Origin of the sequence: Variovorax paradoxus (assembly GCF_024734665.1) — a bacterium.
In the GTDB taxonomy this organism is placed as follows: Bacteria; Pseudomonadota; Gammaproteobacteria; order Burkholderiales; family Burkholderiaceae_C; genus Variovorax.
In genome coordinates this window covers 5,497,719-5,512,232 of sequence record NZ_CP102931.1, presented here as the reverse complement: position 1 = coordinate 5,512,232, position 14,514 = coordinate 5,497,719, and the positions used below count along the sequence as shown (strand labels likewise).

The window sequence follows — 14,514 nt, the reverse complement described above, 5'->3', positions numbered from 1 at the left end:
GGAGCGGCTTAGTCGCGCGTGACGCGCAGCAACTCGGCGCGCGAAGTGACGCCGGCCTGCACCAGCCGTTCGCCGTCTTCGCGCATCAGGCGCAGGCCGCCACGCGCGCCGGCCTTGAGCAGTTCGCTCTCGGCCGCCTTGCTGTGGATCAGCCCTTGCACGGTTTCGTCCGCCACCAGCAGCTCGAAGATGCCGGTGCGGCCCTGGTAGCCGGTCTGGCCGCACACTTCGCAGCCCGCGCCGGCACACACTGTGCACACCTTGCGCACGAGGCGCTGCGCGAGCACGCCCAGCAGCGACGAGCTGAGAAGAAAAGGCTCCACGCCCATGTCGGTCAGGCGCGTGACGGCACTGACCGAGTCGTTCGTGTGCAGCGTGGCCAGCACAAGGTGACCGGTCAGCGAGGCCTGGATGGCGATCTGCGCAGTCTCGAAGTCGCGGATTTCGCCGATCATGATGACGTCCGGGTCCTGCCGCAGGATCGCGCGCAGGGCCTTGGCGAAGGTGAGTTCGATCTTGGCGTTGATCTGCGTCTGGCCCACGCCCGGCAGCTCGTACTCGATGGGGTCTTCCACCGTCATGATGTTGCTGCGGCTCGCGTCGAGCCGGGCCAGCGCGGCGTACAGCGTGGTGGTCTTGCCCGAGCCCGTGGGGCCGGTCACGAGGATGATGCCGTGCGGCTGCGAGATGAGCTTCTCGAAGCGCTCCAGCGTGTCGCCCTGCATGCCCACCGATTCGAGCGTGAGCTTCGATTCGCTCTTGTCCAGCAGGCGCAGCACGGCGCGTTCGCCGTGCGCGCTCGGCAGCGTCGACACCCGCACGTCGACCGCGCGCGTGCCGATGCGCAAGGAGATGCGCCCGTCCTGCGGCAGCCGCTTCTCGGAGATGTCGAGGTCGGCCATGATCTTCAGGCGCGATATCAGCGCGGCGTGCAGCGCGCGGTTGGGCTGCACCACTTCGCGCAGCGTGCCGTCGATGCGAAAGCGCACGGACGAGGTGCGTTCGTAGGGCTCGATGTGGATGTCGCTGGCGCCGTCTCGAGCGGCCTGCGTGAGCAGCGCGTTCAGCATGCGGATGATGGGCGCGTCGCCAGCGCTCGCCAGCAAGTCTTCGACCGCGGGCAGCTCCTGCATCATGCGCGAGAGGTCGGCGTCGTTCTGCACTTCGCTCACCACCGCGGCGGCGCTCGACTCGCCCTGCGCGTAAGCCGCGCTGATGCGCTGCGCCAGCGCGCCGTCGGCCAGCACCTCGAAGGCCTGCACGCCGTACTTGCGCGACACCTCGCCGACCGCGCTGCGCGCCGGGTGGCTCGACATCCACAGCGTGTAGCGGCCGTCGTCGGTCTCCTCGAGCAAAAGCTGTTGGCTGCGTGCGAAGGCGTAAGGCAGGGGGTAGCGCATGGACATCAAGGCAGTATCAAGGCAGTTCGCGCGTGCTCACGGGGTCGGCGGTCGGCGGCAGGGCGCCGCGCAGGGTGCTCGGCGCCAGCTTGCGGTTGTCGGCGGGCAGCGCGGGCGGCGGGATCAGTTGGGTGCCTTGCTCGCGCAGGCCACCCCGGCTGTTGCTGCTTGTGCCCAACGGCGGCGACTCCGGCAGCACGGGCGCGGCATTCACGTTGCGCAGCATCACGTTGTCGGTGTTGGGCTGGGCCGCCTGCTGCAGGCCACGGATCTGGTCGTAGCGATCGAATGCGAAGGCTTCGGTCGACGTGGCGTCGCGCATCACCACCGGGCGAAGGAACATCATCAGGTTGTTCTTGACGCGCGAGCGGTTCTCGCTCTTGAACAGGTTGCCGACCACCGGGATGTCGCCGGCGAAGGGCACCTTTTCAGTGTTGGTGCCGTAGGTGTCCGACAGCAGGCCGCCGAGCATGACGAGCCCGCCGTCTTCCACCAGCACGCTGGATTCGAGCGAGCGCTTGTTGGTGGTGGGGCCGTTGGGGTCGGTGGTTGTGCCGGGCGCGACGTTCGAGATCTCCTGGAAGATCGTCATCTTCACGGTGCCGTTCTCGTTGATGGTCGGACGCACGCGCAGGGTGAGGCCGACGTCCTTGCGCTCGACGGTGGTGAACGGGTTCACGCCCACCGAGCCCGAGGTGCTGGCGTAGGAGCCGGTCGGGAACGGCACGTTCTGGCCGATGACGATCTTGGCTTCTTCGTTGTCCAGCGTCAGCAGGTTGGGCGTCGAGAGCACGTTGGCGTCGTTGTCGTTGCTGAAGAAATTCGCCACCGCGCCCAGGATGTACTGGCCGCCGATCTTGCCGGCAATGCCGAGATTCAGGCCAGACTGGACCGACGTTGCCAGGCCGGAGGCATCCTTGGTGGCCAGCGCCTGGGTCAGCGCCAGGATGTTGCCGCCGTTGAGGGAGGAGTTGGTGCCGATGACGGCGTTGTTGCCCAGCGCGCTTTGCCACTGCACGCCGAACTTGGCGGCCTTGGTGGCGTTGACCTCGACGATCAGCGCCTCGATCATGACCTGCGCGCGCCGGCCGTCGAGCTTGTCGATCACGGCGCGCATCTGGCGGTATTGCGGCTCGGGCGCGGTGATGATCAGCGAGTTGGTCGTCGGGTCGGCCTGGATCTGGCCACCGGTCGAGGGCTGGTTGGCGTTGTTCAGCGGCGCGTTGGCGGCCGCCGAGCCACCGCTCTGGCTGCCGCCGCTGTTCAGGTTCACCTGCATGGCTTGCGGCGCGCTCTGCTGGGGCGTCGCACCGCCACCCGCGGCGCCGGCCGCGCCCGGCGTTGTGTTCTGCTGGTTTGCCGCCATCGCGGCGCGCAGCGTGGCGGCGAGGCGCACCGCGTCGGCATTCTTCAGGTAGACCACGTAGATGTTGCCGGCCACGCCGTTGCTGCTTTCTGTCGGCGCGCGGTCGAGCTTCTCGACCAGCGTGCGCACCAGCGCCACGCGCGCCGGATTGGCCGCGCGCAAGATCAGCGAGTTGCTGCGCGGGTCGGCCATGAGCGTGGTGCGGAACGACGCATCCGTCGCGCCAGGTGCGGCGCCGCCCGGGGCGCCGGAGCCGCCGCCGTCGACCAGGCGCTGCACCAGCGGCACCATGTCGGTGGCAACCGAGTGCTTGAGCTGGATGACCTCGATGTCGGACGCGTTCGGCACGTCGAGCGACGCGATGATGCGCGCCAGCCGGCGCATGTTGTCGGCGTAGTCGGTGATCACGAGCGAGTTGTTGCCCGGGTTCACGTTGATGGTGTTGTTCGGCGGAATCAGCGGGCGCAGCACCGGCAGCAGGTTGTTCGGCGACTCGTAGTTGAGCCGGAAGATCTGCGTGACGATCTGGTTGCTGCCGCTGGACGCCGTGGCGCTGATGGATGTGTTGACGGTGCTGCTCTGCAGCTTGGCGTCGGCCTCGGGCACCACCTTGTAGAGGCCGTCGGCCTCCACCACCGCGAAGCCCTGCAGGCGCAGCGCCGAGGCGAACTGGTTGAAGGCGGCGGCCGGCTGGATGGCGCGGTCGGTGACGAGGTTCATCGTGCCCTTGACGCGCGGGTCGACCACCACGTCTCGGCCCGTGACCACCGCCATGGTGCGGGCCACGGCCTCGATGTCGGCGTTGGAGAAGTTCAGCGTGATCGGCTCGCCGCGGCGCGGCGCATCGCCGGTCTGCGCGAACGCGGCGGGTGCGCCCTGCAGGAACGTGGCGGCGATCAGCACGCGCACGGCGAGTGCGACGGTGCCGGTCGAAAACAGTGGCTTCATCATGAGGATCAACCCAGGGTGATGATCGAACGCGCGTTCTCGCGCCGTCCGATGATGTTCAACAAATTGGAAAGCGCGTCTTCGCGGCCGGGCGCGGCACTGGCTTCGCCGTTGAAGCGGAAGGAAGTGCCGTTCCAGCTGCCGCTGCCGTTCAGTTCGAGGCTGCCCTCGCGTGTGCTGAGCAGCAGCGTGGGGCGGGTGCCGCCTTCGAGCGTGAGCCGGTAGCTGCCCATCGGCCGCAGGGTCGACAGGCTGGAGGAAACATCGGTGGCGTCGAGCGTGGCCTGGCCTGCAACGCGCAGCGCGGGGCCGTCCCACTGCATCGAGAAGGCCTTGGTGGACAGGTCGAGCGCGCCTTCGAGCTTGAGCGTGTTCCAGGGGGCGCCCAGGCCGGTGAGCAGGGTGGCGGGCCAGCGCGAGCGGCTGTCCTGCCATGCGAGCTGCATGCCGCCCGCGCGCGGACTGGCCTTGAGTTCAAGCGGCTGCGCGGCGCAGCAGGGCAGATCGAGGCTGGCGGAGATGCCGCTCCAGCCCGGGCGCATGCGCCAGTGCAGCAGGCCGGGCAGCGACACCGCCTGCGCGCCGCCGGCGCCGCTGGCGAAGACCACGGCGGCCGTGCCGTTCCAGACGGTTCCGCGTGGGTTGGCCAGCACGAGGCGGCCATGGCTCCAGTTCGACAGTGCGGCCGACAGCCAGCGCGCCGGCGCAAACAGCACCACCGCCAGCAGCGCGCCGACCGTGATGCCGAGCAGAGCCCAGCGCCAGCCGCGGCGCGGCCGGGGTTCGGAGATCGGAGGGCGGGTCAGCATGCGGGCCTGTTGCTCATCGCGCTCATCGCGCCGCGGGGAGCGCCATGACGACGGTGCCGTCCCAGCGGACCTGCGGCGTCTTCGGCGTGTCCTTTGCGCCGGGCGACGGTGCGGGCGGCGCTGCGGTCGGTGCGCGGGTCAGGTGGACTTCGCGCGGCACGGCATGCGCGTTGCCGCGGGCCTGGCCAAGCCATTGGGCGACGGTGGCAGCGGGCGCGGACCGCAGCGAGACGGCAGCAGCGCCGTCGCCGCCGGTCGTCACGAGCTGCGCGTTGCCGGCGCCGAAGCTGTCGCGCACCGAGGTCTCGAGCGCGCGCAGCGCGTCGTCGCGGTTCAGGCGCGGCTGCGATTGCAGTGCCTTTGCGCGGTTCTGCAAGGTGGCCATCTGCTGCAGCTGCGCATCGAGTTGCGCGTGTTCGGCCGGTGCCGCGGCCAGCGTGCGCAGCGCGGGGGCGAGCGCAATCCACCAAAGCAAGGCCAGTGCCACGAGTGCGGCGGCGGCGTAGACCATGCGGCGCTCGCGCACCTCCAGGGTGGCCCAGTGGGCCTTGAGCTGTTCGCTGAAATTCATCGGTTGGCCTCGGCCTGCACCAGCAGGAGGTCGCCTTCGGTGCGCACGTTGTAGCCGCGCGGCGCCAGCGCGCCGGTGATCTGCGAGACCTCCGACGGCTGCAGCCCGAGGCCGCGCAGGCGCAGCTGACCGGCGCTGTAGTCGACCGCGCTCGGCACCTTGCCGGGCGGCAGGTTGGCGGCGAGCGCGCCGACCATGGGTTCGAAGTCGCTGCCCGCCACGTCGCCCACGGCCTGCTGCAGCGCGGCAACCTCGCGCTGCATCTGCACCGGCGCGTCGACCACGATCTTCACCGAGGGGAAGGTCTGGGTCAGCATGGCCTTGGCGGCCTGGCGTTTCGATTCGAGCGCGCTGCGTTCCTTCCAGGCCCAGGCGTTCAGGCCGATCAGCTGGGTGAGCAGCAGCACGACCACGCCCCAGCGCGCTGCACGCCACTCGGGCGCATAGCGCAGTGTTTGCAGGACCGACGCGAATTTCTTGCCGGCGCGTGCGCGGCCGGTCGCGGCGAGGTCGAACTGCGCGAGCTCCCAGGACGTGCGCGCGGCCTGCAGCCAGCGCTGCGGCGATTGAACGATGGGCACGCGGCGTTCGAGCAGCTGCTCGGCTGCTTCGGCCACGGCGGGTTCGGTGGTGATGACGGCGGTGTCCAGCGGCAGGCCGCCCGACAGGGCCAGCCCCGCACCAGCCAGCGGCAGCGAGACCACGCCGTCGGCGTCGCACACCGTGAGCTGCGGCGCCTCGGGCTCGCCCGTGACCAGCAGCAGCGGCGGGCCGTCGACCGGCTGCGGCGCGAACTCAGGGACGATGCGCACCACGCGCCGCCCGGCCGCTTCGAGCCCTTGCACGACGCTGCGCAGCCAGATGCGATTGCAGGCCGCGACCCACACGGGCGCGCCGGCCTTGGCATCGGGTTCGAGCGCGAAGTGCAGGGCTTCGGGTTCGTCGAGCAGGTGCTCTTCGAGCAGGCCGTCGAGCACCGCGCGCAGCTTCGATGCGCTGCCCATGCTGCCCTTGGGCAGCGTGACACGGTGCCACGAGAGCGCGACGGAAGGAATGCCGAGCATGACCTCAGCGCTCGAGGGCAGGAGCGCCAGCAACGCGCGGCCCTGGTCGCGCAATGCAATGCCGTCGTCGCCTGCCTGGGCCCAGTCGTACTCGCCCGCGGCATCGGCCGGAGGGAGGGGGGCAATGAGCAGCAGGGGAGTCATGTGGATCTTGGAAAAGCCGGTGATTGTAGGTGCGCGTCTGACAGGCGGACGCTCTTGTTTCGATAGCGTGTTGCGCAGACGCCATGCGCGTTCGAAGGCTTTTTGTCTACAAATAGTGCATCGAAATCAGGGTTTGACCGTAGTGTCCGTTGCGCCGGCGCCGCGGGTGCGCCAGATCGTCGTTACCGTGACACCGTTGCGCTGTAGAAGCGAGCGCTCCTCGACGTAGGTGCGCTCCAGCCGCAGCCTGCCGTAGACCTCGAAGTACTGCGTGCCCACGCCGTGCTGCGCCGCGTTGAAGGGCGCGCTGCCGCTGGGCAGCGCGGCGTTGGCGGCGGCAATGTCCTTGAAGAAGGCGCGCGTGCGGCGCTCCACCAGCTGGCGCGCGCTGGCGATGTTGAGCGACTCCATGCTGGCGCTGATGGCTTCGGCGCTCGCGGTGTTGAGGTTGAGCGTGGTCTTCACCGGCAGGATCGTCACGTACGGTTCGAGCGCGACGGCGGTCGAGGGCGACAGGCCCAGCCACACCAGCTGAGAGACCTGCTGCGGCATCAGCGGCGCGGCGCTGGGATCGCCGCTGTCGCTACCGTCGGTCGCGGTGCCCGTGGCAAGGGCGGCCACCAGGCCCGTGGTCATCCGGCTGAGTTCCGACGCCGGCAGGCCCAGCAGGTTGAACAGCCGGGTGAAGGTAGCCACGCTGGCGGGCACTGGCTTGCCGTTGTCGACCAGCGACAGCACGTTGAGCTTGGACTGCGCATCGACGATGCGGCCCGAGAGGAAGGCATCGGGCAGTCCTTCGAGGCTGTCGCTCGACACGTTCTTGTCGGCCGCCAGGAAGCTCGTGAGCCGCGCTTCCTCGAGCGGCACGGCCCAGGGCTCTGCCAGGTTGTCGGGGCCGCCGGTGCGGCCGTCTTCGCTGAGGATCAGGCGCGACCAGTCGAGCGCTCCGACCAGCACCCAGGCGGCCTGCACGCGCGCGCGCTCGGCACCTTCGACCTCGGCCGCACGCCATTGCTGCCACAGCGCCGCGGCGGCGAAGGTGGCCACGAGCATCACGGTCAGCATCGCGGCGAGCAGGGCGGCGCCGGACTCGTGCTTCTTTGTTGCCGTCATGATGATTTCGCCGATCCGACGGTCGGCTTGACCCAGTCGCGCGTGAGAGTGCCCGAGAGGCCGTCTCCGGGCGGTAGCGTGATGACGAGGCGCACGCCGTCGGGCATGGCGACGACGGGGCCCGCGGGATTGTTGGGGTTGGGCGCGACGGCGGGCAACTGGCTGGCCGGCACCCAGGTGTTGTCGCGGAAGAAATAGAGCTGCCAGTTGCTGGCTGGCACCAGCGGCACGTCGCTGTAGCCGCCTCCGGCTGCGCTCGCGCCGCCGTCCTGTGCCCAGGCGGCGGCGAAGTTCCAGGCCTGCTGCCACTCGCCGCGCGTGGTGAAGGGCTGCGATTGCCAGCGCCGCCAGCGCACGCCGTCGGAGTCGGACTTCAGCATCCAGGCCACCACCTGCACCGAAGGCGCCGCGTCGTCGCTGCCACGGCGCGTGAGCCGCAGCACGCGGCCGTCCCAGTCGATCGGGCGGGTCTGCGCGAGCGTGGTCACGGCATCGAGGTCGGCGCCCCACTGCGCGAGCGTGGCCTGTAGCGTGAGGACGGCATCGGCGCGCTGCTGGTTCTGCGTGGTGGCGCGGGACATGCTGTCGAGCCCGCGCCAGCTGATGAGCGAGAGCAGGGCCATCACTGCGATGGCGACGAGCAGTTCGATCAGCGTGAAGCCGCGGGACCTGGGGGCGAGCATCAGTACCTCCCCACGATGGTGGAGATGCGCAGGATCGGCGCGTCGGCTTCGTCGCGCACCTGCACGTCGACGCGCCGGAAATTCGGGTTCAGCGTGGACGTGGTCGAAGTGGTCACGTTGAACGAGACGCCGGCCTGCAGGCAGATGGAGCCCGAGTCGCCGATTGCCGGCATCTGCCGTGACAGGCGGGCCTTGGCGAGTTCGTTCTCTGCGCACAGGTCGGCCAGCACAAGGTCGGACTGGCGCTGCGCATTGCGCGTGAGCGACATGGTGGCTTGCGAACCCGCGGCCAGCGCCAGCGCGACGATGCCGAGCGCGATCAGCACTTCGATCAGCGTGAAGCCGCCGATGCGGGAGGACGGGGCAGGGCGTCGCGCGCTCATTGCACGGCCGAAACGGTGAAGGGGCGAACGCCGTCGGTCGCGATGCGTAATGCGCGCGCGGGCGGGCCGGCGGAATAGAGCATGACCTGCTGCGCCGCGATGATCGGATCGGGCCCGAGTTGCAGCGCGGGAACCAGCGTGCCGTTGGCGAGAGAGGTCTGTGCGGTGATGCCCTCGGCGGCCCAGTTGGCGGGCAGTGCGCCAGGCGGGAGGCCGTCGAACACGAAGCTGCCCTCGACGGGCCGCCACCGCACCACGATGCCGCTGGCGCGCGACTGGGCGCGGGCCGATTCGAGCAGGGCGGCGAGCCGGTCGGCTTCGCGGTCGAGCTTGGCGGCGTTGGTGTCGCGTATCGCGAAGCTGACGGCGGCGGTGGCGATCGCGATGATGGCAATCACCACGATCAGCTCCAGCAGCGTGAAGCCGCGGGTCGGGTGGATGTGGGGGCGTGGATACCGGTTGCGGCGCAGCGCGCCCGAGCCGCTATTGCCAGCTGCCGATGTCGGCATTCTTGCCCTCGCCGCCGCTCTGGCCGTCGGCGCCGAACGAGAGCACGTCGATCTCGCCCTTGATGCCCGGATTCATGTACTGGTACGGATGGCCCCAGGGGTCGTTGGGCAGCTTCTCGACGTAGGCCTTCCAGTTGGGTGCGGCCGGACCGGTGGTCGGGCGCGTGAGCAGCGCCTGCAGGCCCTGCTCGGCGGTGGGGTAGCGCTGGTTGTCCAGACGGTAGAGCTTGAGCGCCTGCATCAGGTTGTTGATGTCGGTGCGGGCGGCCGTCACGCGGGCGTCGTCGGCGCGCTCGATCACGTTCGGCACGATGAGCGCCGCCAGCACGCCGATGATGACCAGCACGACCATCAGTTCGATCAGCGTGAAGCCGCGTTGGGCGGTGCGGGTGGCGGCACGGAGGAATTTGTTCATAGCTTGGGCGGACATGATTCGGAAAGCGCGCTGCATGATAATCCGCAGCCATGACAAGTCCCTACTCAGCCGCTCGCTGGCATGCCCCACTTGCAACGACGGGGCTTTGGGCGCTGGCGGCCGGTGCCGCGGTGTTCTGGGCGCTGCGCCTGGCTTCGCCGACCGACGCCGTGGCGGCGGCCGCGACGATGCCGCGGCCTTCGGTGACGGCCGATTCGGATGCGGTGGCCCGGTTGCTGGGCGTGCTGCCCGCGTCACGCACCGCTCAGGTGGCGCCCGAAGCGGCCAGCCGCTTTGCGCTGTCGGGTGTGGTGGCCGACCCTTCGAAGCAGGGGGCCGCGTTAATCTCCATCGATGGCAAGCCGCCGCGGCCGTTCCGTGTCGGTTCGTCGGTCGGCGACAACTATGTGCTGCAGTCAGTGGGCCTGCGCTCGGCGACCATCGGCACGCAGGCCGACGGCCCGGCGGCGTTCACGCTGCAATTGCCGGTGCGCGCGCCGATCAGTGTTTCCAGCCCCGGGTTGCCGGCAGTGCCTATGTCTGCGCCGCCTGGGCCTCTGCCTGCGACGATGCCCGCCGTGGTGGCCCCGCCGCAGTTGCCGCAGCAACAGCAGCAACCGGGTGGACCGCCGCCGCAACAGGCACCCGCGCAGTAGCAGCGGACAGCTGAACGAGCGAGCGACCCACCAACGATCGAAGCCGGCCTTGAGCCGGCTTCTGCTTTTTCAGGCCTGCAGAAAGAGCCGGTACGCCGGGTTGGCTGTTTCCTCGACGTAGGGGTAGCCCAGCGTTTCGAGGAAGGCGTCGAACTCGGCGGCTTCGCCGGCTGGCACCTGCAGGCCCACGAGGATGCGGCCGTAGTCGGCGCCCTGGTTGCGGTAGTGGAACAGGCTGATGTTCCAGTTCGGCTGCATCAGGCTCAGGAACTTGAGCAGCGCGCCAGGGCGCTCGGGAAACACGAAGCGCAGCAGGCGCTCGTCGTGTGCGAGGCCGGTGCGTCCGCCCACCAGGTGCCGCAGATGCTCCTTCGCAAGCTCGTCGTGCGTGAGGTCGAGCGTGTTGAATCCGTGCTCGTCGAAGGTCCGCGCGATGAAGGCCGACTCGCCGCGCGCCGAGGTCGTGAGACCGACGAACACATGCGCCTTGGCTGCGTCGCTTATGCGGTAGTTGAACTCGGTCACGTTGCGCGGTGCGCCACCGCCCGTGGCTTCGGCATCGCTCGCGGGCATCTCGCCGATCAGCTCGCAGAAGCGGCGGAAGCTGCCGCGTTCTTCGGGCATGGTGACGGCGAACAATGCCTCACGTTCCTCACCGACTTCGGCGCGTTCGGCAACGAAGCGCAGCCGGTCGAAATTCATGTTGGCGCCGCACAGGATGGCCGCATAGGTCTCGCCGTGGCGACCGTGCTGTGCAACGTATTCCTTGATGGCCGCAACTGCCAGCGCGCCCGCCGGCTCGACGATGCTGCGCGTGTCCACGAAGATGTCCTTGATGGCGGCGCAAACGGCATCGGTGTCGACGGCGATGTATTCGTCGACCAGCTCGCTGGCGATGCGGAAGGTTTCCTCGCCGACCAGCTTGACCGCCGTGCCGTCGGAGAACAGGCCGACGTCGGAGAGGTTCACGCGTTGATGGGCCGCGACCGATTGCATCATCGCGTCGGAGTCGTTCATCTGCACGCCGATCACCTTGATCTCGGGTCGCACGGCCTTGATGTAGTTGGCCACGCCGGAGATCAAGCCGCCTCCGCCGATCGCGACGAACACCGCATCGAGCGGGCCCTGGTGCTGTCGCAGGATTTCCATTGCGATGGTGCCCTGGCCCGCGATGACATCGGGGTCGTCGAAGGGATGCACGAAAGTCAGGTTTTGTTGTGCCTGCAATTCGAGTGCGTGCAGATAGGCATCCGAATAGCTGTCGCCATGCAACACGATTTCGCCGCCGAAACCACGCACCGCATCGATTTTCAGTTTGGGCGTGGTCACAGGCATCACGATCACCGCGCGCGTGCCGAGTTTGCGCGCACCCAATGCAACGCCTTGCGCGTGATTTCCAGCCGATGCGCAAATTACGCCGCTTGCCAATTGCGCAGCACTCAGATGCGCCATCTTGTTATAGGCGCCGCGCAGTTTGAAGCTGAAGACCGGTTGCTGGTCTTCGCGCTTGAGCAGCACGGTGTTGCCGAGCCGTTCGCTGAGCGCGCGCGCCTTCTCGAGCGCTGATTCGACGGCAACGTCGTAGACCCGAGCGTTAAGTATTTTTCTGAGATAGTCGGCGGGCGTGAGCGCCGGATTAACAGGCGCATTGCGCACGATTTTTTCCATGGGAGTTTTCATTTGCTAACTGTTGATGATAAGAGGCATCGGGATTGCATGCGAGATATGACATGGACACAAATGTCATAAACCTCTTCAGCAAAGCCCCAGCTGCAAATGATTCGGGATTTTTTGGACGCGCGTATCCCGCGATTCATCCGACCGCCAATCAATTTACAAATGAGCAGAATCTGTTATCAATTTCTGTCAGTGACCTTTCGAAAGGGCTGATGCAGGCGGAGGCCGCGCGCGTTCAGCGAAAAGAAATTGGGCGTGCCACATGGCAGGTGATGGGCAACAGATTGCGTGCGCACATCGTTCCGCTGCTGGGCGATGTGTCGGCGCAGTCGTTTGCAACCGCCGACGCGCAACGCTTGATCGATCACCTCGGAGAGCAAGGTTTCACCAGCACGACGATTGCCCAGTACCTGGTGCTGTTGCGCAAGGTGGTGATGCACGGCGTGCACATCGGTGTGCTTCGCGATGCGCCTCCTTTTCCAAAGGTCAAGGTGCGCAGCCAGCCGCGCGGCAGCTTCAGCGTTGCGGAGTACCGGACGATCATCAAGACCGCGCGCAGCTTGCGTGGGCACTCGCATCCGGTGCTCGATCAACTCGCGGCCGGCGAACGTTTCTGGATTGCGCGCGAACTGCTCGTCATGCCGGACGAGCTGCCCTGGCTGATCCGCTGGATGGTGAACACCTTCGTGCGTCCGAGCGACATCAAGCTCATGAAGCACAAGCACATCGAGGTCGTGCGCGGCAAGCACGTCTATCTGCGGATGAACCTGCCGGAGACCAAGCGGCACAGTCAGCCCATCGTGAGCCTGTGTCCTGCGGTGCGGGTCTACGAATGCTTGCTCGCGTATCGCGGCGAGCATGGGTATGGTGGGGCGGAAGACTACATCTTCCTGCCGCAGTTGAAGAACCGCGAGCACGCGCTGGCGGTGCTCAACTTCTTCTTTCACTGGGTGCTCGAAAAGGCAGGGCTCGAGAAAGGGCCACTGGGCCAATCGAGGACGCTCTACTGTCTGCGCCATACCGCGATCACGCTGCGGCTCTTGTACGGGCAAGGGATCGACATGCTGACCTTGGCACGCAATGCGCGCACGAGCGTCAACATGGTCGAGCGTTTCTACGCATCGGTGTTGAGCGGAGAAATGAATGTGGGGCTGCTGCAAAGCCGGCGTAGCCGGGCGAGCTGAGAAGAAGGGAGTGAAGAGAGAGAAGAAAGGACAAAAAGCCGCCCGGCGTGAGCCGGGCGACTTGAGGCTTTGCTGATTCGAACTGGCGGGAGCCAGCATCGGGATCAAACGAAGAAGATCAGAAAGCGTGACGGATGCCGAAGTCGTAGCCCGTCGAGGTCTTCGGCGTGAACACGCCAGCAGCCGCGTTGTAGAAAGCCGGGCCACCCACGGTCAATGCTGCGCCGTTCTTGTTGCTCACGCGAGCAACCGTGGCGTAAAGGGCGGTGCGCTTCGACAGGTTGTGCACGTAGCCGAGTGCCAGCTTGTTGGCCTTCGGGTCGCGTTGGTTGGCGGTGACTGGCAGGTTGTAGTCGTACTTGACGGCCGAGTAGGAAGCCCTGATCAAACCAGCACCAACCGGCACGGTCACGCCAAGCAGATAGCCGTTCAGATCGACGTCGGGGCGGCCGCCGGCGATGGGGGTGATTTCATAGTCGCGCGAGTTCTTGGCACGTGACAGTTCACCGAACAGCTTCACGGGGCCGAAGTCATACGAGGCACCCAGGTTGAAGGTCTTTACAGAGTCGGTGGTGCCGGCGTAGTACTGGTCGCCGACCGTGCTGTTGCCGTAGGCGACCGCCACGTCCAGAGGACCGTTGGCGTAGCCGAAGCGACCACCGATGTAACGGCCAGCGCGGCTCTTCGACGTTGCGCTGTCCTTCGGGGTGAAACCGCCGTTGCTGTACTTGTCGTTCTCGTGGAACGCGTACATCACCTGGCCATAGAAGCCACCCAGGTTCGACGGCAGGAAGTAGCCGATCGAATTGCTGGCGCGGGAGTAGTTCTGGTTGCCGCCGAAGCCGCCGGTGTCCTTGGCGCCGTTGGTTACAGCGTTGAAGCCGTTGGCCGTGTTGATCAGGTTCGAGCCAACGCCGTTGGTGCCGAACGGATCGAACACGGTGTCGTTCCAGAACGTCGGGGTGTAGTCGCGACCCAGGCGGAGTTCGCCGAATCCACCCGACAGGCTCACGGTTGAGCGACGTACGAAGCTCGAAACGCCAGTGGCGCCGTCGTCATTGGTAATTGGGGCTTCGAGCCAGAAGCTGGCTGCCAAGCCACCACCCAGGTCTTCCGTGCCGCGGAATCCCAGGCGGCTGGTGTTGTAGCCCGAGTTGGCCAGCGCCGTGCGGCTGACCTTGACGCTGCCCTGGTTCGTGTAGGTGGGAATGCCGAAGCTGTTGCGCAGAACGGTAGGCTTCTGGTCACGCGAACTGGACGAGTAGCCGCTGATCGACGCGTCGACCACACCGAACAGCGTGACGGACGACTGAGCCGAGGCAACACCGGCGACAGCCAGGGCAGCCAGAGCAACTGCCCTTTCGGTGCGAAAACTAGAGTGGCGCCAAGGCCGGTGAGGGCGGCCCTGGAAAGAAAAAAGCCCCGAGCTTTGCAGCTCGGGGCTAAATCCACCAATTGGAAGGGTGGAGGAGACAACTGGGTGCGCATACGTTTGCGCAATGAAATAAAGTATATCGACTGTTTGTTGCGTTGCAACAAGCGAGTGATGCTTTTCCCACACACAAATGGATGTCGGCGTGCATTTTTGCCCG

14 protein-coding genes are annotated in these 14,514 nt (G+C 67.1%); 2 read left to right on the top strand and 12 right to left on the bottom strand.

Annotated elements, in window-relative coordinates; translation table 11 throughout:
* Nucleotides 1-8 precede the first annotated feature (8 nt).
* The 10 genes from NWF24_RS26080 to gspG form a co-directional block, all read right to left on the bottom strand.
* On the bottom strand, nt 9-1,400 hold the full coding sequence (locus tag NWF24_RS26080) for a GspE/PulE family protein (RefSeq protein ID WP_093048284.1): 1,392 nt from the start codon (nt 1,398-1,400) through the stop codon (nt 9-11).
* Between the two features lie 16 nt (nt 1,401-1,416).
* Nucleotides 1,417-3,717, bottom strand: coding sequence for a type II secretion system secretin GspD (gene gspD, locus NWF24_RS26075; RefSeq protein ID WP_258351072.1), 2,301 nt, complete (start codon nt 3,715-3,717; stop codon nt 1,417-1,419).
* Between the two features lie 5 nt (nt 3,718-3,722).
* Nucleotides 3,723-4,523: a type II secretion system protein N gene (gene gspN / locus NWF24_RS26070; RefSeq protein ID WP_258351071.1), complete on the bottom strand. Its 801-nt coding sequence runs from the start codon at nt 4,521-4,523 to the stop codon at nt 3,723-3,725.
* A gap of 22 nt (nt 4,524-4,545) precedes the next feature.
* Nucleotides 4,546-5,094: a type II secretion system protein M gene (locus NWF24_RS26065; protein ID WP_258351070.1), complete on the bottom strand. Its 549-nt coding sequence runs from the start codon at nt 5,092-5,094 to the stop codon at nt 4,546-4,548.
* On the bottom strand, nt 5,091-6,302 hold the full coding sequence (gene gspL / locus NWF24_RS26060) for a type II secretion system protein GspL (protein ID WP_258351069.1): 1,212 nt from the start codon (nt 6,300-6,302) through the stop codon (nt 5,091-5,093). The genes NWF24_RS26065 and gspL overlap by 4 nt, the downstream gene beginning before the upstream one ends.
* Nucleotides 6,303-6,428: 126 nt before the next feature.
* Nucleotides 6,429-7,415, bottom strand: coding sequence for a type II secretion system minor pseudopilin GspK (gene gspK, locus NWF24_RS26055; protein WP_258351068.1), 987 nt, complete (start codon nt 7,413-7,415; stop codon nt 6,429-6,431).
* Nucleotides 7,412-8,098, bottom strand: coding sequence for a PulJ/GspJ family protein (locus NWF24_RS26050; RefSeq protein ID WP_258351067.1), 687 nt, complete (start codon nt 8,096-8,098; stop codon nt 7,412-7,414). The genes gspK and NWF24_RS26050 overlap by 4 nt, the downstream gene beginning before the upstream one ends.
* The gene (gene gspI, locus NWF24_RS26045) at nt 8,098-8,481 is read right to left on the bottom strand and encodes a type II secretion system minor pseudopilin GspI (RefSeq protein ID WP_258351066.1); all 384 of its coding nucleotides are present in this window, start codon (nt 8,479-8,481) and stop codon (nt 8,098-8,100) included. The genes NWF24_RS26050 and gspI overlap by 1 nt, the downstream gene beginning before the upstream one ends.
* A complete protein-coding gene (locus NWF24_RS26040; RefSeq protein ID WP_258351065.1) occupies nt 8,478-8,990 on the bottom strand; it encodes a prepilin-type N-terminal cleavage/methylation domain-containing protein in 513 nt (170 codons plus the stop codon). Before NWF24_RS26040 ends, gspI begins: the two co-directional genes overlap by 4 nt.
* Nucleotides 8,965-9,405: a type II secretion system major pseudopilin GspG gene (gspG, locus tag NWF24_RS26035; RefSeq protein ID WP_093048308.1), complete on the bottom strand. Its 441-nt coding sequence runs from the start codon at nt 9,403-9,405 to the stop codon at nt 8,965-8,967. The genes NWF24_RS26040 and gspG overlap by 26 nt, the downstream gene beginning before the upstream one ends.
* Before the next feature lie 50 nt (nt 9,406-9,455).
* Between gspG and NWF24_RS26030 the strand changes: the two genes are divergently transcribed.
* Entirely contained in the window at nt 9,456-10,061 is a 606-nt protein-coding gene (locus NWF24_RS26030) for a type II secretion system protein N (protein ID WP_258351064.1), read from the top strand.
* 69 nt (nt 10,062-10,130) lie between these two features.
* Here the strand turns inward: NWF24_RS26030 and ilvA are convergent, their stop codons facing one another.
* Nucleotides 10,131-11,741: a threonine ammonia-lyase, biosynthetic gene (ilvA, locus tag NWF24_RS26025; protein ID WP_258351063.1), complete on the bottom strand. Its 1,611-nt coding sequence runs from the start codon at nt 11,739-11,741 to the stop codon at nt 10,131-10,133.
* Nucleotides 11,742-11,791: 50 nt separating this feature from the next.
* Here ilvA and NWF24_RS26020 point away from each other — a divergent pair, with 50 nt between their 5' ends.
* Nucleotides 11,792-12,922, top strand: coding sequence for a hypothetical protein (locus NWF24_RS26020; RefSeq protein ID WP_258351062.1), 1,131 nt, complete (start codon nt 11,792-11,794; stop codon nt 12,920-12,922).
* A 118-nt stretch (nt 12,923-13,040) separates the two neighbouring features.
* Here NWF24_RS26020 and NWF24_RS26015 read toward each other — a convergent pair whose 3' ends face one another.
* Nucleotides 13,041-14,270 (bottom strand): porin, encoded by a 1,230-nt coding sequence (locus NWF24_RS26015; RefSeq protein ID WP_258355352.1) that lies wholly within the window; start codon nt 14,268-14,270, stop codon nt 13,041-13,043.
* Between the last annotated feature and the right edge of the window lie 244 nt (nt 14,271-14,514).

Excerpts from the sequence above, each read along its gene's own strand:
- NWF24_RS26080 (WP_093048284.1), bottom strand. The coding sequence starts at position 1,400 with ATGCGCTACCCCCTGCCTTACGCCTTCGCACGCAGCCAACAGCTTTTG.
- gspD (WP_258351072.1), bottom strand. The coding sequence starts at position 3,717 with ATGATGAAGCCACTGTTTTCGACCGGCACCGTCGCACTCGCCGTGCGC.
- gspN (WP_258351071.1), bottom strand. The coding sequence starts at position 4,523 with ATGCTGACCCGCCCTCCGATCTCCGAACCCCGGCCGCGCCGCGGCTGG.
- NWF24_RS26065 (WP_258351070.1), bottom strand. The coding sequence starts at position 5,094 with ATGAATTTCAGCGAACAGCTCAAGGCCCACTGGGCCACCCTGGAGGTG.
- gspL (WP_258351069.1), bottom strand. The coding sequence starts at position 6,302 with ATGACTCCCCTGCTGCTCATTGCCCCCCTCCCTCCGGCCGATGCCGCG.
- gspK (WP_258351068.1), bottom strand. The coding sequence starts at position 7,415 with ATGACGGCAACAAAGAAGCACGAGTCCGGCGCCGCCCTGCTCGCCGCG.
- NWF24_RS26050 (WP_258351067.1), bottom strand. The coding sequence starts at position 8,098 with ATGCTCGCCCCCAGGTCCCGCGGCTTCACGCTGATCGAACTGCTCGTC.
- gspI (WP_258351066.1), bottom strand. The coding sequence starts at position 8,481 with ATGAGCGCGCGACGCCCTGCCCCGTCCTCCCGCATCGGCGGCTTCACG.
- NWF24_RS26040 (WP_258351065.1), bottom strand. The coding sequence starts at position 8,990 with ATGCCGACATCGGCAGCTGGCAATAGCGGCTCGGGCGCGCTGCGCCGC.
- gspG (WP_093048308.1), bottom strand. The coding sequence starts at position 9,405 with ATGAACAAATTCCTCCGTGCCGCCACCCGCACCGCCCAACGCGGCTTC.
- NWF24_RS26030 (WP_258351064.1), top strand. The coding sequence starts at position 9,456 with ATGACAAGTCCCTACTCAGCCGCTCGCTGGCATGCCCCACTTGCAACG.
- ilvA (WP_258351063.1), bottom strand. The coding sequence starts at position 11,741 with ATGAAAACTCCCATGGAAAAAATCGTGCGCAATGCGCCTGTTAATCCG.
- NWF24_RS26020 (WP_258351062.1), top strand. The coding sequence starts at position 11,792 with ATGGACACAAATGTCATAAACCTCTTCAGCAAAGCCCCAGCTGCAAAT.